The 18,446-nt window shown below is 47.1% G+C and carries 18 protein-coding genes and 1 other RNA gene; 13 read left to right on the plus strand and 6 right to left on the minus strand.

Annotation, left to right across the window (positions count from 1 at the left end; all coding sequences use genetic code 11):
• Nucleotides 1-615: a Holliday junction resolvase RecU gene (gene recU / locus CBF27_RS09515; protein ID WP_281273685.1), complete on the minus strand. Its 615-nt coding sequence runs from the start codon at nt 613-615 to the stop codon at nt 1-3.
• A 213-nt stretch (nt 616-828) separates the two neighbouring features.
• Here recU and gpsB point away from each other — a divergent pair, with 213 nt between their 5' ends.
• From gpsB to upp, 10 genes are all read left to right on the plus strand, one after another.
• Nucleotides 829-1,236, plus strand: a complete 408-nt coding sequence (gpsB, locus tag CBF27_RS09520; RefSeq protein ID WP_126814066.1) for a cell division regulator GpsB — start codon at nt 829-831, stop codon at nt 1,234-1,236.
• A gap of 17 nt (nt 1,237-1,253) precedes the next feature.
• Nucleotides 1,254-1,630: RNase P RNA component class B (gene rnpB / locus CBF27_RS09525), an RNA gene on the plus strand.
• Between the two features lie 82 nt (nt 1,631-1,712).
• On the plus strand, nt 1,713-2,852 hold the full coding sequence (locus CBF27_RS09530) for a THUMP domain-containing class I SAM-dependent RNA methyltransferase (RefSeq protein ID WP_126814067.1): 1,140 nt from the start codon (nt 1,713-1,715) through the stop codon (nt 2,850-2,852).
• A 21-nt stretch (nt 2,853-2,873) separates the two neighbouring features.
• Nucleotides 2,874-4,373 carry a carboxypeptidase M32 gene (locus CBF27_RS09535; protein WP_126814068.1) on the plus strand — a complete coding sequence of 500 codons (1,500 nt, stop codon included), beginning with the start codon at nt 2,874-2,876 and terminating at the stop codon, nt 4,371-4,373.
• Between the two features lie 137 nt (nt 4,374-4,510).
• The gene (locus CBF27_RS09540; RefSeq protein WP_126814069.1) at nt 4,511-5,080 is read left to right on the plus strand and encodes a thymidine kinase; all 570 of its coding nucleotides are present in this window, start codon (nt 4,511-4,513) and stop codon (nt 5,078-5,080) included.
• Between the two features lie 63 nt (nt 5,081-5,143).
• Nucleotides 5,144-6,214, plus strand: a complete 1,071-nt coding sequence (prfA, locus tag CBF27_RS09545; protein ID WP_126814070.1) for a peptide chain release factor 1 — start codon at nt 5,144-5,146, stop codon at nt 6,212-6,214.
• Nucleotides 6,207-7,046, plus strand: a complete 840-nt coding sequence (prmC, locus tag CBF27_RS09550) for a peptide chain release factor N(5)-glutamine methyltransferase (RefSeq protein WP_126814071.1) — start codon at nt 6,207-6,209, stop codon at nt 7,044-7,046. The genes prfA and prmC overlap by 8 nt, the downstream gene beginning before the upstream one ends.
• Nucleotides 7,047-7,239: 193 nt before the next feature.
• The gene (locus CBF27_RS09555) at nt 7,240-8,265 is read left to right on the plus strand and encodes an L-threonylcarbamoyladenylate synthase (RefSeq protein WP_126814072.1); all 1,026 of its coding nucleotides are present in this window, start codon (nt 7,240-7,242) and stop codon (nt 8,263-8,265) included.
• 69 nt (nt 8,266-8,334) lie between these two features.
• Nucleotides 8,335-9,573 (plus strand): serine hydroxymethyltransferase, encoded by a 1,239-nt coding sequence (glyA, locus tag CBF27_RS09560; protein WP_126814073.1) that lies wholly within the window; start codon nt 8,335-8,337, stop codon nt 9,571-9,573.
• Nucleotides 9,574-9,653: 80 nt separating this feature from the next.
• Complete coding sequence (gene upp / locus CBF27_RS09565) at nt 9,654-10,283, plus strand: uracil phosphoribosyltransferase (protein WP_126814074.1); 630 nt, start codon at nt 9,654-9,656, stop codon at nt 10,281-10,283.
• A gap of 41 nt (nt 10,284-10,324) precedes the next feature.
• Here the strand turns inward: upp and CBF27_RS09570 are convergent, their stop codons facing one another.
• Nucleotides 10,325-11,197 carry a polysaccharide deacetylase family protein gene (locus CBF27_RS09570; RefSeq protein ID WP_148112294.1) on the minus strand — a complete coding sequence of 291 codons (873 nt, stop codon included), beginning with the start codon at nt 11,195-11,197 and terminating at the stop codon, nt 10,325-10,327.
• 183 nt (nt 11,198-11,380) lie between these two features.
• Between CBF27_RS09570 and recJ the strand changes: the two genes are divergently transcribed.
• Together recJ and CBF27_RS09580 are read left to right on the plus strand one after the other, a co-directional pair.
• Complete coding sequence (gene recJ / locus CBF27_RS09575; RefSeq protein WP_126814076.1) at nt 11,381-13,708, plus strand: single-stranded-DNA-specific exonuclease RecJ; 2,328 nt, start codon at nt 11,381-11,383, stop codon at nt 13,706-13,708.
• The gene (locus CBF27_RS09580; RefSeq protein WP_126814077.1) at nt 13,705-14,217 is read left to right on the plus strand and encodes an adenine phosphoribosyltransferase; all 513 of its coding nucleotides are present in this window, start codon (nt 13,705-13,707) and stop codon (nt 14,215-14,217) included. Before recJ ends, CBF27_RS09580 begins: the two co-directional genes overlap by 4 nt.
• A 138-nt stretch (nt 14,218-14,355) precedes the next feature.
• On the opposite strand, the gene gloA is transcribed toward CBF27_RS09580, so the two are convergent.
• Nucleotides 14,356-14,730, minus strand: a complete 375-nt coding sequence (gene gloA / locus CBF27_RS09585) for a lactoylglutathione lyase (protein ID WP_126814078.1) — start codon at nt 14,728-14,730, stop codon at nt 14,356-14,358.
• 206 nt (nt 14,731-14,936) lie between these two features.
• Between gloA and CBF27_RS09590 the strand changes: the two genes are divergently transcribed.
• Nucleotides 14,937-15,386: an NUDIX hydrolase gene (locus CBF27_RS09590; protein ID WP_126814079.1), complete on the plus strand. Its 450-nt coding sequence runs from the start codon at nt 14,937-14,939 to the stop codon at nt 15,384-15,386.
• A gap of 35 nt (nt 15,387-15,421) precedes the next feature.
• Here CBF27_RS09590 and yidA read toward each other — a convergent pair whose 3' ends face one another.
• From yidA to CBF27_RS09605, 3 genes are read right to left on the minus strand one after another with little or no spacing between them, the layout of a single operon-like run.
• Nucleotides 15,422-16,228: a sugar-phosphatase gene (gene yidA / locus CBF27_RS09595; RefSeq protein WP_126814080.1), complete on the minus strand. Its 807-nt coding sequence runs from the start codon at nt 16,226-16,228 to the stop codon at nt 15,422-15,424.
• A gap of 15 nt (nt 16,229-16,243) precedes the next feature.
• Entirely contained in the window at nt 16,244-17,611 is a 1,368-nt protein-coding gene (locus CBF27_RS09600; protein ID WP_126814081.1) for an HD domain-containing protein, read from the minus strand.
• The gene (locus tag CBF27_RS09605) at nt 17,608-18,444 is read right to left on the minus strand and encodes a lipoate--protein ligase family protein (protein ID WP_126814082.1); all 837 of its coding nucleotides are present in this window, start codon (nt 18,442-18,444) and stop codon (nt 17,608-17,610) included. Before CBF27_RS09605 ends, CBF27_RS09600 begins: the two co-directional genes overlap by 4 nt.
• Nucleotides 18,445-18,446: the final 2 nt, after the last annotated feature.

Raw genomic sequence — 18,446 nt, forward strand, 5'->3', positions numbered from 1 at the left:
TTATAACATATGTTCATCCAAAACAGCCAGGTAAGGAATGCGTGGCGCGATTCCCAGGGAGATTTCATATCCGGCTGACTCGATGAGAGTCAACGGGATTGATTTTCTGCTGTTTTGGAGGTGTTTATCCCAACAGTCGATCACGTCTTCTGCCGGCAGCAGGAAGCAGCGCTTCAAACTGGAAAACCAGAGAAGGACGAAGACAACGCCGTTTTGCGAGAGACATTGTTTCATGTGGTCGATTTGGTGCTGATGGAAATTTCTCAAGGGAAACGATGTCGTGTTTTTCGTTTCTTTTGCTTCAAAGTCGATGTATCTACCTTGATAAACACCATTGTAGTCGGTCGTTGAAGCTTCTTTGTAGTAAGCTTCTGTGATGACTGCAGCACTGCGTTTCGGGTAATCAACGCTGACTACCTGAATGGGAGTTGGTTTTTTGTGAATGACGGCGATACTTTTCGCCAGATAGTACTGGTTGGTTTGATTGATGTCTTCTTCAAAAGACATCCCGCGATTGCCGAATTCCGTTTTTTTCTTCAAAATGCGGGTATTTTTTTTGCGCGGGTCGCCGGTAAAACGACCTGCGGCAGTACCGATTGGATAGTTTATTGCCACATAAATTCACACTCCTGTACGTCATTATAACAAATCACAGTGTGAATTGGAAAGAAATCAGGAAAATTAATATTATCTTATTTGTTTTTTCACAGATTTAAAAAAGAATGATTAAACTTGAAATTTGTGTGATTGGATTTGCTTTTCCGTGTATTATTCGTTACAATAAGTGCAAAATATGAAGTTTCAGAGAGAAATAATGAGGTGTAAATAATGGCAAAATTGATTTATTCAGCGCGTGAAATACTTCAAAAAGAATTTAAGACAAAAATGAGAGGTTACGACCCCATTGAGGTCGACGAGTTTTTGGATAATGTCATAAAGGATTATGAATCGTATAATAAGGAACTGATTATGCTGAAAGAAGAAAATCAGCGCCTGGTCAACAAGGTCGACCAGTTGACGAAAAATCAGGCGACCTTGTCCAGAGTCAAGCCGGATGTGCCAAAAGCAAGCTCGGCTACTAATTTTGATATTTTGAAGCGTTTGTCCAATCTTGAGAAACATGTTTTTGGCGCCAGAGTAGCAGCGGAAGACACACCTGTTTCTGCAACCAGAAGTAGCGGTGTTGCGCCTGCTGCCGCACCGGAAGAAGATTTGGAAGCCACAAAGCGTTTTTAATTGAATGATGCGTCGCAGTTTTCGGATAATCGCGGCTCGGTCGCAGAACCGGGCTGAGGAAAGTCCATGCTCGCACAGGCTGAGATGCTTGTAGTGTTCGTGCTTAACGAAAAAATAAGTTAAGGTATTCCCTATAAGGGGATAACGGCAGGAAAAACAGCTAAAACGTCAAGTCATGCTGGAGTACCCTTGAAAGTGCCACAGTGACGAAGTCGATTTAGAAATAAATCGAGTGGAACGGGTAAACCCCTCGAGCGAGCAACCCAAACATATGGTAGGGGCACCTTTCTCAAGGAACTGAACTTAGAGAAGGGACAGAGCAATCTGTAGACAGATGATTATCGTCAGCATTTTTTGACCTGAGAAGTGCTGATACAGAACATGGCTTATAGAAAACTGCGATTATCAGGTGTTCCTTCCTTTCACGGAAGGTTTTTTTATGGAAATATGTCAAACAAAACAAAGGAAGAAAACCTATGACTAAACGATTTAAATTAATTGCAACGGCTGCCAGCGGTATCGAAGCGCTGGTCGGCAGAGAACTTCGCAACTTAGGGATAGAGTGTCAGGTGGAAAACGGCAAAGCGGTTTTTGACGGCGATATGCGCACCATCATGACTGCAAATATGTGGCTGCGCACGGCTGACAGAGTAAAAATCGTCGTGGGCGAGTTCAAAGCTACAACGTTTGAAGAGCTGTTTGAAAAAACAGCCGCTTTGCCGTGGGAAGATTACTTGCCGCTGGATGCCAATTTTCCGGTTGCCGGCAAATCAATCAAATCCAAGCTGTTCAGTGTGTCAGACTGTCAGGCAATCACCAAAAAAGCGATTGTGAAACGGTTGAGCGACCATTATTCCCGCTACAGCCGGTTGCCGGAAACAGGGGCATTGTTCCAGCTGGAAGTCGCTCTTTTGAAAGACCACGTGACCTTGACGCTGGATACGACCGGCCCCAGCTTGTTTAAACGCGGCTACCGTCTCGATAAAGGCGGTGCGCCGCTCAAAGAAAATATGGCAGCGGCGATTATACTGCTAACGAACTGGCGCAAGGACCGTCCTTTTTACGACCCGGTTTGCGGGTCAGGGACATTCTGCATCGAAGCCGCCATGATTGGACACAATCTTGCACCGGGATACAATCGTGACTTTGCCTGTGAAAAATGGGCATGGTTTGATGCTGAGGCGGCGCGCCGTGTCAGAGAAGAAGCAGAAGCGCAGGCAGATTATGATGTAGAGCTGGATATACTCGGCACGGATATTGACGGCAAAATGATTGAGATAGCCAAAGCTAATGCGGAAGAAGCAGGACTGGCGGACGCCATCACGTTCAAACAGATGCAGTTGACAGATTTTACGACGACGAAGGAATATGGCGTGATAGTCGCCAATCCGCCATACGGCGAGCGTCTCGGTGAGGAAGAAGCTGTGCGTCAACTATACCGCGATATGGGGACCATGTACCGCCCGCTGAAAACGTGGAGCAAGTATATTTTGACCAGCGACTTGGCGTTTGAAACTTATTACGGCGAAAAAGCAACAAAAAAACGGAAATTATACAACGGGGCGCTGCGCACGGATTTGTTCCAGTATTGGGGCGAGCGGCCGCCAAGAAAATAAGACAGTGAAAGCAGGGATATGATGTCTAAGGAAACTGAATTTTTATCTTATTTGAAAGAAATCAGCTTGCTGAAACAGGCGACAAGTTTGCTGGAATGGGATAACAACACCGGGATGCCGGCGGCAAGTGCCGGCTATCGCGCGGAAGTTTCAGGTTATTTATCCGGTTTGGCATTTGACAAGGCGAACGGTCAGCAGATGGGCAATTTCATGGCTTACTTCGCCAACCATCCTGACGAACTTTCCCCGTTCGGACAAGCTGTTTATGAGAAAGCAAAAGAAGAATATGAATTGAATCACAGCATCCCGGCAGCAGAGTTTCAGGCGTATGCAGAGCTGACATCCAAGGCGCAGAGCATCTGGGCGGAAGCACGGGCGGCTGGCGACTTTAAACTATTTGAAGATACACTGGAACAGCTCGTTGATTTTAACAAAACTTTTATCCCGCTTTGGCGAAAACAGGAAAAGACCCCTTATGATGTCCTGCTGGACCAATATGAGCCCGGAATGACGACAGAAAAACTGGACAGCGTATTCAGCGAGCTGAAAGACGGTCTTCTGCGTCTGCGCCAACTGCTTGCGGAGAAGGGGAAGGCGCCGCGAACTGATTTTTTGACGCGGCGGGTGCCTAAAGAGCTGCAGAGACAATTCGTTACCCAAGCGGTTTCGCAGTTAGGCTATGATTTCAACCGCGGACGGCTCGATGAAACAGTTCATCCGTTCATGATGAACGTGAACCGCAACGATGCCCGCATTACCACGCGCTGGATGGAAAACCAAGTGCAAATGGCTGTGTTTGGTGTCATTCACGAAGCAGGGCACGGCATCTATGAGCAGAATATTGATGCGCTGTATGACTATACGCCGCTTGCCGGTGGTGTTTCGATGGGGATTCATGAGTCCCAGTCATTGTTTTACGAGAAAATGATTGGCGGACATCCGCATTTTTGGGACACACAGTACCCAATATTCCGGCAAATCACCGGCGACACGTTTCAGGATATTGACTGCAAGACGTTTTATAACGGACTGCACAAAACAGAAAGCAGCTTGATTCGCATCGAAGCTGATTCGCTGACGTACCCGCTGCATATCATTATCCGGTATGAAATAGAAAAAATGCTGTTCAACGGAGATGTTTCTGTGGCAGAATTACCGCAAATCTGGAATGACAAATACGAGGAATATTTGGGTATTCGTCCGGAAAATGACGGGGAAGGCATCCTGCAAGATATTCACTGGGCGGGTGGTAGTTTCGGTTACTTCCCTTCCTATGCACTCGGTTATATGTATGCGGCGCAATTATATGCGGCTATGAACAAGGAGCTGTCGGTTGATGATCTGTTACTAGCCGGGGACTATTTGCCGATTCGCGCTTGGCTGACCCGGCACATCCATCAGTTTGGCGGTTCGCGCAAACCTGACCAGCTGATTCGTGAAGCAACTGGAGAGGCACTGAATCCCAAGTATTTGCTTGACCATTTGGAAAAAACATACAGGGCTGTCTATGACGTGAGATAAGCTGTAAGCAAGAAGAAGGCCGCTTGGCGGGCAGCTTTCCTTCTTGCTTTTTGGTTATTCCTGACTTTAGAGATGATTTTTTTAATTTTTTACAGTATACTAGCATAGGAAGATTTTAGAGATGAGGGACAGAACGAATGGCACAATTATTTTTTAAGTATGGTGCAATGAACAGCGGCAAAACAATTGAGATTCTTAAAGTTGCCCACAATTATGAAGAGCAAGGAAAATCAGTCATCATCATGACCAGCAGTCTCGACAACCGGGATGAGATAGGTGTGGTGTCCAGCCGGATTGGATTACGGCGGGAAGCGATTCCGATTTATCATGAAACCGATGTGTTTGAGATGATTGGCCAAGTAACACCAAAACCTTACTGCATACTGATTGATGAATCTCAATTTTTAGAAAAGCATCACGTTCTGGCTTTTGCAAGAATTGTGGATGAGCTGGATATTCCGGTCATGGCATTCGGACTGAAAAATGATTTCCGCAATTCGCTGTTTGAAGGGTCTGAGTATTTATTGCTGTACGCAGACAAAATTGAAGAACTGAAAACCATCTGCTGGTTCTGTCACAAAAAAGCTACTATGAATCTGCGGCTCCAAGACGGCAAACCAGTGTACACTGGCGAGCAAATCCAGATCGGCGGCAATGAGTCTTACTTTCCGGTCTGCCGGAAGCATTACCTCAATCCCCCGATATAGCGTCAGATGCGAGCTGTTTAAGAAAAAGACTAAGTATAGAGTAAAAAGGAGAAAAAAATAATTATGTTTGATCAGTTACAAGCGATTGAAGACAGATATGAAGAGCTTGGCGAGCTGTTGAGCGACCCGGATGTCGTCAGCGATACAAAACGCTTTATGCAGTTGTCAAAAGAAGAAGCAAGCACACGGGAGACGGTAGAAGTTTACCGCCGCTATAAACAAGTAGTGACAGGTATTGAAGAAACAGAAGAACTGTTGAACGAGAACTTGGAAGATGACATGCGCGAATTGGCAAAAGAAGAATTGTCTGATTTAAAAGAGGAAAAGGAGCAGTTGGAAGAACAAATCAAAGTGCTGCTGCTGCCTAAAGACCATAACGACGATAAAAATATCATCATGGAAATCCGCGGTGCTGCCGGCGGAGACGAAGCGGCGTTATTTGCAGGCGATTTGCTGAATATGTACCAAAGCTATGCGGTATCCCAGGGCTGGAAGTTTGAAGTCATGGAAGCTAATATCACCGGTATCGGCGGGTATAAAGAAGTCATTGCGATGATTTCAGGAGAGAGTGTGTTTTCGAAGTTGAAATATGAAAGCGGCGCGCATCGAGTCCAGCGTGTGCCGCAGACAGAGTCTCAAGGACGTGTCCACACGTCAACGGCAACGGTCGTGGTCCTGCCGGAAGTGGAAGATGTGGAAGTGGAGCTGGATGATAAGGATATTCGCGTGGATATTTATCATGCCAGCGGTGCCGGCGGCCAGCACGTCAACAAAACGGCATCAGCTGTTCGTCTGACGCACTTGCCGACGGGAATCGTCGTGGCGATGCAGGACGAACGCTCCCAGCTGAAAAACAGGGAGAAAGCGATGAAGATTTTGCGTGCACGTGTTTATGATGAGATACAACAAGCCAACCAGAGCGAATACGATGCTAACCGGAAGTCCGCTGTGGGGACAGGGGACCGTTCCGAGCGTATCAGGACGTACAATTTTCCTCAGAACCGAGTCACAGACCACCGGATCGGCTTGACTATTCAGAAACTGGACCAGATTTTAGCCGGTAAACTGGATGAAATCATCGATGCACTGATTATTTACGATCAGACGCAAAAATTGGAGCAATTAAATGGATAGCGGAAAAACTTATTTGGAAGTCCTGAACTGGGCTTCCTCTTTTTTGGAGAGTCACGGCAAAGAAGCGGCAGCAGCTGAATATTTGCTGATGGAGCGCAACGGCTGGACAAAAACAGAGTTGGTTTTGAATCTGTCCCAGCCGATGCCAACCGCTGCAGAGCAGCAGCTGTCAGCTGATGTTCTGCAGCTGCTCGTCGATGTCCCGCCGCAATATATCATAGGCTCCTGCGAATTTTACGGAGCCCGGTTCAAAGTCACGAGTGATACGCTCATCCCGCGACCGGAAACAGAAGAACTGGTTGAATGGATTTTGCAAGAGAACGGTGATGCGCCGCTGCGTGTCGCCGACATCGGCACGGGCACCGGCATTATTGCTGTCACATTGAAAAAACATCGTCCGTCGTGGGAAGTCTTTGCCGTCGACTTATCGCCGGCTGCACTGTCCGTCGCCCGGGAAAATGCCGAAACGCATGGTGTTGATGTGACATTTTTACAAGGAGACACGCTGTCTGTTCTGAAAGACGTCTGTCTTGACGTGATTGTCTCGAATCCGCCTTATATCAGTTCGGATGAGTGGGAAGTGATGGATGCCAGTGTGCGGACATACGAACCGAAGATGGCGCTGTTTGCGGAGGATAATGGTCTTGCGGTGTATCGGAAGATTGCCGCCCAAAGCCGGGACGTTCTGAGTGATTCAGGCAGGATTTATTTGGAAATCGGCTACCGGCAAGGTGATGCTGTCGGCAGTCTGTTTCAAAAGACATATCCGGAAAAACAGGTAGTAATCAAACAGGATATGGCAGGTCAGGCGCGGATGGTGAGAATTTTCTAACCGCCTGTGTATAAAAATTATTTTAAAACAGCTAAATAGATAAAAAACATGATTAAATCGCGAATGAAAAGGGATTATTTTCTATCCACAAGGTTATCCACACTTGACAAATCGGATATCCACAGTTTGTGGAGAAAGTCCCATGAAAACAACTTTTAATTGTAGTTTCTAAACAAAAGGGTGTGGATAAACTGTGGAAACAAAAATATTTCAGGAAGAAGACATTGCAACAGCAGCGGCGCTGATTCGTGCAGGAAAGCTGGTGGCATTTCCGACAGAAACAGTCTATGGACTCGGGGCTGACGCGACTAACAGCGCATCGGTCAAAGCGGTCTATCAGGCCAAAGGCAGACCTAGCGACAACCCGCTGATTATTCATCTGGCTGATAAAAATGACGTGCGGCAGTATGTGGATAACTTTTCAGAAAAAGCCAGGCAATTGGCGGATACTTTCTGGCCGGGGCCGCTGACGATGATTTTCCCGGTGAAACAAGGTGTTTTACCGTCGGTTGTGACAGGCGGGTTATCCACAGGTGCATTTCGTGTACCAAATAACAAAAAAACACTGCAACTCATCAAATTGGCAGGTGTACCACTTGTCGGCCCAAGTGCCAATACGTCAGGAAAACCGAGTCCAACAACAGCTGAACATGTCTACCATGATTTACACGGAAAAATTTCAGGCATTTTGGACGACGGCAAAACGGTCGTTGGTATTGAGTCGACGGTTTTGGATATGTCGGTAGCGGATGAGCCGCCGACTATTTTACGGCCGGGAGCTATCACGCAGGAACAGCTGGAGGCAGTTATCGGCGAGGTCAGAACTGCTGTTCAGGAAGTGTCTAAAGATGTGCAGCCAAAATCTCCGGGCATGAAATACAAACATTACGCCCCTGATACGGAAGTGATGATGATTGATTGGCAAAAAAATAACTGGCACGAAGCTGTTGCGTGGGCCCGCCGGCATGGCAAAAAAGCCGGTATTCTGGCAGCGCGCCGCATCATCCGGTCGCTTGATATCCCTTCGTCGAATGTGTATGAGTTGTCAGATGACGGGAGTGTGAGTCAGTCAATGGCTAATCTCTTTGCAGGATTGCGGGAGCTGGATTCGCCGGACAGAAATCTTGATGTGATTTTCGTTCAAACTTTTCCGGCCGAAGGACTCGGTGTGGCTTACATGAACCGGCTGCAAAAATCTGCCGATAAAAAAACGTTTTAAAAGTTTGATGCCTTCATTCGCCGTCTTAAATATGTTACAATGTGTCTATCTTAATTAAGGAGTGATATGATGCGTATAAGTGTTGAAGACAATGTGTTATGGGAAGCTATCGAAAATGAAAAGAACAGGCAGGAAGCTAATATTGAGCTGATTGCCTCAGAAAACTTTGTTTCCGATGCCGTCATGAAAGCACAGGGAAGCGTATTGACCAACAAATATGCGGAAGGTTATCCGGGACGCAGATACTATGGAGGATGCGAATTTGTAGATGTTGTGGAAAACCTGGCGATCGAACGCGCGTGCAAACTTTTTAATGCGAAGTTTGCCAATGTTCAGGCTCACTCCGGTTCACAAGCGAATACGGCTGCTTATTTGTCTCTTGTGGAGGCAGGAGACACGATTTTAGGCATGGATTTGAGTTCAGGCGGTCATTTGACCCATGGCTCGCCTGTCAACTTCAGCGGGAAAACATACCATTTTGTATCATACGGTGTGGACCCGGCAACCGAAGTCATTGACTATGAAGTGTTACAGATTTTAGCAAGAAAACATCAGCCGAAACTGATTGTGGCAGGTGCCAGTGCTTATTCGCGCTTCATTGATTTTAAACGATTCCGGGACATCGCAGACTCTGTCGGTGCGAAACTGATGGTCGACATGGCGCACATTGCCGGTCTGGTGGCAAGCGGTTTGCATCAAAATCCGGTCGATTATGCGGATATCGTCACGTCGACGACACATAAAACGTTGAGAGGTCCGCGCGGCGGCTTAATCTTGACCAACGATGAAGCTTTAGCCAAAAAAATCAACAGCAATATTTTCCCGGGCATTCAAGGCGGTCCTCTTGAACATGTCATCGCTGCTAAAGCTGTGGCGTTGAAAGAAGCCGGCACCGAAGAATTTATCACTTATTCGAAGCAAGTGGTGGCAAACGCCAAAGCCATGGCACGTGTCTTCAATCAGGCAATCGGCACAAGGCTGATTAGCGGAGATACTGACAATCATTTACTCCTTATTGATGTCAGCGACTTGGGCATTACAGGCAAAACAGCTGAGCAGGTACTGGATGCAGTGAATATTACAGTCAACAAGAACACCATTCCATTCGAGTCATTGAGTCCGTTTGAAACAAGCGGTATCCGCATAGGAACACCGGCAATCACAACACGGGGCTTTGATGAAGCGGCATCGACGAAAGTTGCGGAACTGATCATTGAAGCGCTGAGCAACTACGAAAATGAAGAGATTCTTGAAGGTGTCAGAACACAAGTTGCCGAGTTGACTAAAAAACATCCTCTTTATTCATAAAAAAGATGCATTTGCGACTAGCCAATTCACTGATTTTTAGATACAATAAACAAGAATAAAAACAAGAGGAGAGACTTGATATGGGAAAATTCCAAGTAATTGACCACCCGCTGATTCAGCACAAGCTGACAATCATTCGGGATAAAAGCTGCGGCACAAAAGTGTTTCGCGAAGTGGTCAATGAGATTGCCATGCTGATGGCATATGAAGTATCACGGGACATGCCGTTGGAGGATATCGAAATCGAAACGCCGATGGGCATGACAATTCAAAAAACATTGACCGGTAAGAAAGTGGCGATTATACCGATTCTGCGTGCCGGTATCGGCATGGTGGACGGGATGCTCGAACTGATCCCGGCAGCCAAAGTCGGACACGTAGGTTTGTACCGCGACCACGAGACATTGGAACCGGTGGAATATTTCGTGAAGCTGCCCGCTGATATTGCTGAACGTCAATTATTTGTAGTGGACCCAATGTTGGCAACCGGCGGTTCGGCTATTATGGCAATTGATATGCTGAAAAAACGCGGTGCAGCCAATATCAAATTTGTCTGTCTGGTTGCAGCGCCTGAGGGTGTCAAAGCGTTGCAGGATGCACATCCGGATGTCGATATTTATACTGCCGGACTGGATGAAAAACTAAATGAACAGGGCTACATCGTGCCCGGGCTCGGAGATGCGGGCGACCGTTTATTTGGTACCAAGTAAGAGCTAAAAAAGAGATTTGCCAGATGGCAAATCTCTTTTTTCTATTGATAAGCAGTAATCAACTGTCCAAATCCTTCGCCGTCATAGCCCGGCGAGATTCGCACGCGCTTTAATGCAAACAAACCGTCGGATGCCCGGGCATACCCTGGTTCGGTCGTAACAGCCATTTTATAACCGGCATCAGCCGCAGCTGTTTTGCTTGTTTCATTGTACCTTCCGGCAGGGTAGCAAAGCAGCAGTGTTTCCTGATTCAATGTGTTGTCAAAAAAAGCTTTTGATTCACTGAGCTCATACGCTAAATCAGCCTCGGCCAGCTTGTCCACTTCTAAATGATTCATCGTATGGCTCTCGATGTGGACCAGTCCGCTGTCTTTCATTTCTTTCATCTGTGGGACATCAATGTAAGTTGACGCCCCCTGTCTGTCAACGATATAGTTGATAGTCGCGTTGAGGTCCAGTTCTTTCAATATGGGAAAGCCGTCTTCGTAATTGTTCAGGTAGCCGTCATCAAATGTGATCCAGACGATTTTTTCAGCCGGCTTTTTGTTTTCAGTCAATACTCTGTACGCTTCTTCCGGTGTGAGTGTGTAGTAATCATGTTCTTTCAACCACTGCATGTGTTCACGGAATTCGGCCGGCGGGATTTTCAGCGAGTTGCCTTCGCTTTCCGCTAAACTGTGGTACATCAGAATCGGGAAGCTGATTTCTTCGCTGCTTTCAATCCAAGGGTCAGCGTTTGTTTCCGAACTGTCAGCCGTGGTTGCCGTTTCTTTTTCTGAGGTCCGGCTTGATGCGGAAGTTTTTGTAACGTCGGTAGTCTGAGTTGGTTTCAAAAATTGAAAGCCGATAAATGTCAGCTCAATCCCTAGAACGATTAGTAAGATGATCAGTAATTTCTTGCGAATGTTCAACACCTTCCTTTATTTTAAAACACTTTTCATCTTAACACAGGGCTGTTCATGTGACAATCTGGTTTTGGTACTTTTCGGGTCAACTTTTATTGAGTGATTTTCTGCTTTATGTTAATATTAAGAGTGGTAAGCGGACTGTTTATAGTCTGTTTTTTTGATGTCATGCTGACAGACAGGAGTGTTAATGTGAAACAGTCACGATATAAATGGGTATTACAAGAAACAACTGATGAGGCAGATGTGCTGCTTCCCGAGCTTGCGGCGCGCAACTTGCCTGAAGCACTATCACAGCTGCTTTGGCAGCGCGGCATTCGTTCGCCGGAACAGCTGACTGCTTTTTTTAATCCGTCTCTGGCTGAATTGCACGATCCGTATGCGATGCACGATATGGAAAAAGCAGTTCAGCGTATTCAGGATGCCGTTGCCCGGGGCGAGCGTATTCTCGTGTACGGCGACTATGATGCAGACGGTATCACGAGTACGACAGTGATGAAAGAGGCTATCGAGTTGATCGGGGGCGATGTAACGTATTATTTGCCGAATCGCTTCAAAGACGGTTACGGTCCTAACACGGCCGTTTATCAAGAGTTTATCGCAGCTGGTATTCAGCTGATTGTGACCGTGGACAATGGCGTGGCGGGACATGATGCCATTCAGTATGCAATGGAGCAGGGCGTCCACGTGATTGTGACCGACCATCACGAATTGCCGCCGGAGCTGCCGGCTGCTTATGCGATTGTTCATCCGCGGCATCCTGAAGGCCGTTATCCTTTCGGTGATTTGGCGGGTGTCGGTGTGGCCTTCAAAGTTGCGACCGCTCTGTTGGATGAGGTGCCGGCAGAATTTTTAGATATCACGGCAATCGGAACCATTGCCGATTTGGTGTCGTTGACGGGCGAAAACAGAGTACTGGTCAAACATGGACTTGAAGCGCTTAAACAGACGGAGCGAATCGGCTTGCAGATGCTTTGCCAGACCGCTAAAATTTCACAGGCAGACATCACTGAAGAAACAGTGGGCTTTGCCATCGGTCCGCGGCTGAATGCCATCGGCCGGCTCGGTGACGCATCACCTGGTGTGGAACTGTTGACGACATTTGATGATGTCGAGGCTGCTAATCTGGCGACTTTTATCCAGCAGAAAAATGATGAGCGCCAGCAGCTCGTGAAACGACAAACAGCAGAAGCACTGGAGATGGTTTCGGAGCTGGCGGAGGCCCCTGTGCAAGTGCTGGCGAAGAAAGGCTGGCACGAAGGCATTTTAGGGATTGTCGCCAGCCGTGTCGTGCAGGAAACAGGCAGACCGGCGCTTGTGCTGTCAGTTAGCGAAGATGGTCTGACTGTTAAGGGGTCGGGACGCAGCACGGAAGCTTTAAATCTATATGACGCCTTGTCTTCTGTCAAAGAGTACTTGACACATTTTGGCGGGCATCATATGGCTGCCGGTCTGACGCTGCCTGCGGATAATCTTGACCATGTCAAAGCCGGCTTGGCTGATTATGTGACGCAGACGGGCATCGACATGTCTCAAGGTCAGGAGTTGACGATTGACCAGAGGCTTCAAGTTTCGGAAGCAACACTGCCGTTTATTCAATCATTGCAGCTTTTGGCGCCGTTTGGCACTGACAATCCGTCGCCGTACTTTTTACTGATGCCGGAAAAAATCCGCCAAGCGAAACAAATCGGCGCTGATTTCAGTCATTTGAAGTTCCAGATGGTGACCGAAGGAAACGAATTGGATTGTATTGCTTTCGGCATGGGAGCAGACATTCATGAATTTGCTGACGGCAATGACGTTCAAGTTGTGGGACAACTGTCTGTCAATGAGTGGAACGGATTCAGAAAACCTCAGCTGGCGGTTGCTGATTTCGCAGTTGAGGGACTGCAAGTGTTTGATTGCCGCGGCAAGCGGGGACAGTCGCAGATGCCGCTGCCTGAGGGGCGGGTCGCGTATGCGCTGTTTGATGAAAAAAATCTGGATTTGCTGAAGCAGGTGCCGGAAGAAAAAATCTTGCTGCTGAAAGACGGCAGCGTGCCGTCATCCGATGTCCCGATTCATATTGACGACTTAGTACTGGTGGACTGTCCGTACAATCAACAGTTGGTGAAAGAGCTGGTGCAGGCGACAGGCTGCAAGCGTCTGTATTTGTTTGTGACAAGCCGGGAGGAATATTATTTGAACGGCTTGCCGACTAGAGAGCAGTTTGGCAGATTATTTAAACTGATTGCGCAATTCAAGGTGATTGATGTCCGCTATAAACTTGATGATGTGGCGTCCTTTTTACGGCTGAAACGGCAAACGGTTATTTTCATGATTAACGTGTTTTTTGAGTTGGGATTTGTTACAATAGATGATGGCTTGATGAAACGGGTGGAAAGTCCGGCAACACGGCCGCTGACAGAAAGCCGGTTTTATCAGGAAATGACTGAAAAAATACGCATAGAAGAATTTTTCTTATTCAGTGATATAAAAGATATCAAGCAATGGTTTTTACAACAGGAGGAAACAACATGAATTTAAAAGACTACATCGCAAGCATTCCGGACTATCCTGCTGAAGGGGTGATCTTCCGTGACATCTCGCCATTAATGGGAGATGGTGCGGCATACCGTGAAGCGACCAATCGAATTGTCACTTATGCCAGAGAAAAAGAAGTGGAGATGGTCGTTGGACCGGAAGCCCGCGGGTTTATCATCGGTTGTCCGGTTGCTTATGAGCTGGGCATCGGTTTTGCACCGGCCAGAAAAAAAGGTAAACTGCCGCGGGAGACGATTGAAGTCGAATACGCGTTGGAGTACGGTTCTGCTGTATTGACCATCCATAAAGATGCCATCAAACCGGGTCAGAAAGTCCTGATTTGCGATGACCTCTTGGCAACCGGCGGCACGATAGCTGCAACAATCAAACTGGTCGAACAGCTTGGCGGAGTAGTGGTCGGCTGTGCGTTTCTTGTGGAACTGGACGACTTGAAGGGACGCGAAAAAATCAAGGATTACGATATTTTGACATTGATGAATTTTTAAAACGTCACTGCTGGTCAATTCCGACCTGCATCAACTTAGAAGACAAACAAACGCATGATACTCTGTCACGCAAACGGCAGAGTGTCATGCGTTTTTTCATAAAAAAAACCAGCCGTTTTTAACGCGGCCGGCTGTGCATTATTTTTCGCGGATGACTTCCACTTTGTAGCCGTCAGGGTCGACGATAAAATAATAAGAAGGCGGAACGCCCGGCAGGTTTTTCAAATCGGTGACATCGAAGCCTGCTGCTTTTTGCTGCGCGTGCAGTCCTTCCAAATCATCGGTGGCGATGGCGATATGACCGTAGCCGTTGCCTAAATCATAGGCGGCATGGTCGTAGTTGTATGTCAACTCCAATTCATAGTCGTCGTTCGGCAGTGTGAGGTAAACCAGTGTAAATTTGTTTTCAGGAAAATCCCGGCGCCTGCTTTCCACAAATCCAAAGGCCCGCTGATAAAAATCAAGGGAAGCCTCCAGGTCTTTGACGCGCACACAGGTGTGAGCCATTTTCATAGGTGTCATCATCCTTTCTTTTTTTACGATTCAAGTGTAACATAACTTGAAGAATTGCTCTATTATTTCGGTTTTTGGCAATCTGTTTTTCAAAAAGCGGCATGTAACTTTATTGTCTGGCATCTGCATCGCTGTTTGTGTTATATTAATAAAGAATCATTCGTATGCAATGACTGATAAAAGTATGAAACAGTAGGAGAGTAGGCATGGACATACCAGTTTTCGGGGAAAAAATGGCCGATTTGGTCTATCAGAAACGTTTTGCGGCATATATCATCATCCAGAGTGCTGACAACAGCCGGCTGTTGCTGGTTCAGGCGCCTAACGGAGCTTATTTTTTGCCGGGCGGCGAAATCGAAGGCGATGAAACGCAGGAAGAAACACTGCATCGGGAAGCGATGGAAGAGTTGGGATACGTCATCGAAGTCGGCGCATATTTAGGTCAGGCGGACGAATTTTTTTATTCCCGCCACCGCCAAACTGCATTTCACAATCCGGGCTATTTTTATGTTGCGCAGTCTTGGCAGGCCAAGCAGGCACCGCTGGAAACATTTAATCATTTGGAATGGTTTCCAGTCAGTGAAGCAATCGACCGTCTGAAACGCGGAAGCCACAAGTGGGCCGTTGTTCAGTGGCAAAAAAGTCTAAACGGATAATCGGTAACATTGATTAACCGTTTAGACTTTTGTTGTTACGCCCATTTGTCAATGGCGTAGGCGACACCGTCTTCATCGTTTGATAGTGTGATTTTATCCGCAATTTCTTTGACACTGTCAAGCCCATTTCCCATGGCAACACCGATACCGGCAAATTCAATCATCGACAGGTCGTTTTCATTGTCGCCTAGACTCATGATTTCAGACGGCTGGATATTTAGCTTTCCTGCCAGCTCGCGGACGGCATTGCCCTTGCTGGCCAGCGGATTAAGGACTTCCAAAAAGAACGGCGCACTTTTGACCGTGGTGAATTTTTCTTTAAAAGCGGCCGGGATTTTTTTGGCTGCTGCATCAAGCACGTCCTGATGGTCGATGAACATCGCCTTGATGATATCTATTTCCGGCGTTATCTCTTCCACCGTTCGATACACTAGGGGAATACGTGTCAAGAACGCTTCGTGCACTGTATACGGACTGATGTCGCGGTTACATGTGTACATCGTCTGCTGGTCTTGAAAATGCAGATGGACACCGATTGCCCGCGACAGCACTTCGATTTCCAGAAAGTCGTCGTAAGTCAGACCATGTTTGACATATGTTTTTTTTGACCCTGCCGATGAGACGAGGCTGCCGTTGTAGGAAATAATGAAGTTGTCATCCGTGTTGAAGCCAAGCTGCTGAACGACGTGGTGTGTGCCGATTGTCGGTCTGCCGGTGGCCAACACGATTTTTACGCCTTCTGCTGATTTCTGCTGCAAGGTATGCTTCACTTTGTCCGTCAGTTGATGTTGTGAATTGAGTAGCGTGCCATCGATATCAATGGCAATCATTTTAATAGACATGTGTGTAAAAACTCCTTAATTCTTAGTTAGTTGAATCGCACCATTTTTAATGTAGCTGTTGAAATAAGTCAGGTCATCTTCAAACAAGGTGATTGCAGGGGTATCCGCCTGGCCGAGCATTTCTTTTGGAAAATAGAAGCGCTGGTCGCCGTGCCCTTGCCCTGCCAATGCAGCCACTAGATCACTGGCTTGTGCCAACTCTATTAGTGTACCATCTTTTTGGATTAATTCAATTTGTGTCCGGAATTTTTCCTGTTCAGGCCGGTAAAAGTCATAAGGGAGGTCGTAGCTGGAATTAACCGCTGTGTAAACCTCGGCATTAAATCCGACTTTGGCGATAATCTCCTTAAGCACAGGCAGGACTTCTTTGGTGCTTGCGTCAAAGGTCACTGATTTAAAGGGTTTCCGGTTCAGAAATCGTTTGGCAAGATCGCTTAGAATCGGGTCGTCATACTCACTCCACAGCGTGAAATAACTGTTGAGCACGCCGTCGTCCAATTTTAAATAATCGCTGAGCGTGAAGCGGCCGTTTAAAAACGGTACAAGTAAAATCGACGTCCGTTCAAAATAGTCCGGTTGTTTAGCATACAGTTTTTTGCCGTATTTCAGCAGGTGGTCAAGAATGACTTCCATCCCCCGGGATACAGGGTGAAAGTAAACTTGCATGTACATCTGATAGCGACTGACGATATAGTCTTCGACAGCATGCATGCCGCTCATTTGAAAGGCGATGCCATGTTTGTCCGGGCGGATGACACGTAAAATCCGGGTGAGGTCGAATGTGCCGTATTCCGTTCCGGTGAAGTAGGCATCCCGCAGCAAATAGTCCATGCGGTCGGCATCTATCTGACTGGAAATCATCTGGACAACTTGCTGGTTAGGGTATGTTTTGGCAATCACACTGGCGACTTTTTCCGGGAAATCGGCTTCGACACGGGCTAAAATCTGATACACTTCCGATTCCGGAGATGTCATGATGGCTGTGGTCAGTTCTTCGTGGTTTGTGTCAAAAATATTTTCAAATGTATGTGAGTACGGACCGTGCCCGATGTCATGCAGCAAAGCCGCACACAAGGCGACCAGCCGTTCTGAATCATCCCAGCCGTTTTCCGGATTATCCTCAATCGGGAAATTCCGTTTGAAGATATTACAAATACGCCGGGTAATTTCGTACACTCCAAGTGAGTGGGAAAAGCGGGAATGCTCAGCCCCGTGGAATGTGAAAGAGGTCGTCCCGAGCTGTTTGATGCGGCGCAGGCGCTGAAATTCTTTGGAATCAATCAAATCAAGAATGACTTGATGTTCGACATGGATATAGTTATGGACCGGGTCCCGGAATACTTTTTCGATTGGTAAGGTCATGTCGCTGTAAGCTCGGCTCATATTAATTCCCCCGTTAATTGTGTCAGAAACTGGTTGCGGGTCGTCATGCGCGCCAGTTGTTTTTGATAGTCCGTTTGAAACGCAGAAGAGTTGAGAAACTCGGCCAGATGTGATTCTTCATAAGCAATCATGTCCGGCAAGGTCACCTGCAATTTGCGGATGAGCGCTTGCGGAGTCAGCTGGTCATCGACCAGTTCGGTTAAGTTGGCCATGCTTTCCGGCAATACCGGCGGAAAGCCGTTTTTGCCAAAATCGCCGCCCAAAGATGCTTGATAAAAATCGCGAATCATACGACCGCGTCTCTGCTGGTCGCCGTTGACGCTCAAATAAATCATGACCGCCACGCCGTTTTTTATGCGTCTCTGGGCGATGCCGGCGAATTTTTTGCCGTTGATGCTCAAATCATAGTCGCCGGGGCAATACGAATCAGTGACTTCAAAGGCATCAATGCGCACATCGTAGCCGGCCAGTATGGTTTCAATTAGCTGTTTCATCAGCTCGTAGGCATCATTGATGCTGATTTTTTTGTCTGGTTGAGGAAGGATGAGGGAAATATTTACGATTCCTTCATCAGAAACAACTGCCAGCCCCCCGGAATTTCTGATGACAGTTTCATAGCCATAGTCATGCAGCACATCGACACCGCGCTTCAAATCATGGACGCGGGTGTCCATCATGCCTAAAATGACTTCGTTGCGCATTGTCCAGACATGTATCAGCGGCTGCTGCTGCTCACCGGCATACTGTATCAATAGGTCGGTGTAAATGAACGGATCGAATCGCTGTTCGTGGGTAAATGTCGGCTGTTCAAACAAAATATATGGATAGGTCATAC

Source organism: Vagococcus acidifermentans (assembly GCF_003987655.1).
GTDB lineage: Bacteria > Bacillota > Bacilli > Lactobacillales > Vagococcaceae > Vagococcus_B > Vagococcus_B acidifermentans.

Excerpts from the sequence above, each read along its gene's own strand:
- CBF27_RS09600 (WP_126814081.1), bottom strand. The coding sequence starts at position 17,611 with ATGAGCCGAGCTTACAGCGACATGACCTTACCAATCGAAAAAGTATTC.
- yidA (WP_126814080.1), bottom strand. The coding sequence starts at position 16,228 with ATGTCTATTAAAATGATTGCCATTGATATCGATGGCACGCTACTCAAT.
- CBF27_RS09580 (WP_126814077.1), top strand. The coding sequence starts at position 13,705 with ATGAATTTAAAAGACTACATCGCAAGCATTCCGGACTATCCTGCTGAA.
- CBF27_RS09535 (WP_126814068.1), top strand. The coding sequence starts at position 2,874 with ATGTCTAAGGAAACTGAATTTTTATCTTATTTGAAAGAAATCAGCTTG.
- glyA (WP_126814073.1), top strand. The coding sequence starts at position 8,335 with ATGCGTATAAGTGTTGAAGACAATGTGTTATGGGAAGCTATCGAAAAT.
- CBF27_RS09540 (WP_126814069.1), top strand. The coding sequence starts at position 4,511 with ATGGCACAATTATTTTTTAAGTATGGTGCAATGAACAGCGGCAAAACA.
- gpsB (WP_126814066.1), top strand. The coding sequence starts at position 829 with ATGGCAAAATTGATTTATTCAGCGCGTGAAATACTTCAAAAAGAATTT.
- gloA (WP_126814078.1), bottom strand. The coding sequence starts at position 14,730 with ATGAAAATGGCTCACACCTGTGTGCGCGTCAAAGACCTGGAGGCTTCC.
- prfA (WP_126814070.1), top strand. The coding sequence starts at position 5,144 with ATGTTTGATCAGTTACAAGCGATTGAAGACAGATATGAAGAGCTTGGC.
- upp (WP_126814074.1), top strand. The coding sequence starts at position 9,654 with ATGGGAAAATTCCAAGTAATTGACCACCCGCTGATTCAGCACAAGCTG.
- prmC (WP_126814071.1), top strand. The coding sequence starts at position 6,207 with ATGGATAGCGGAAAAACTTATTTGGAAGTCCTGAACTGGGCTTCCTCT.
- CBF27_RS09530 (WP_126814067.1), top strand. The coding sequence starts at position 1,713 with ATGACTAAACGATTTAAATTAATTGCAACGGCTGCCAGCGGTATCGAA.
- CBF27_RS09605 (WP_126814082.1), bottom strand. The coding sequence starts at position 18,444 with ATGACCTATCCATATATTTTGTTTGAACAGCCGACATTTACCCACGAA.
- CBF27_RS09590 (WP_126814079.1), top strand. The coding sequence starts at position 14,937 with ATGGACATACCAGTTTTCGGGGAAAAAATGGCCGATTTGGTCTATCAG.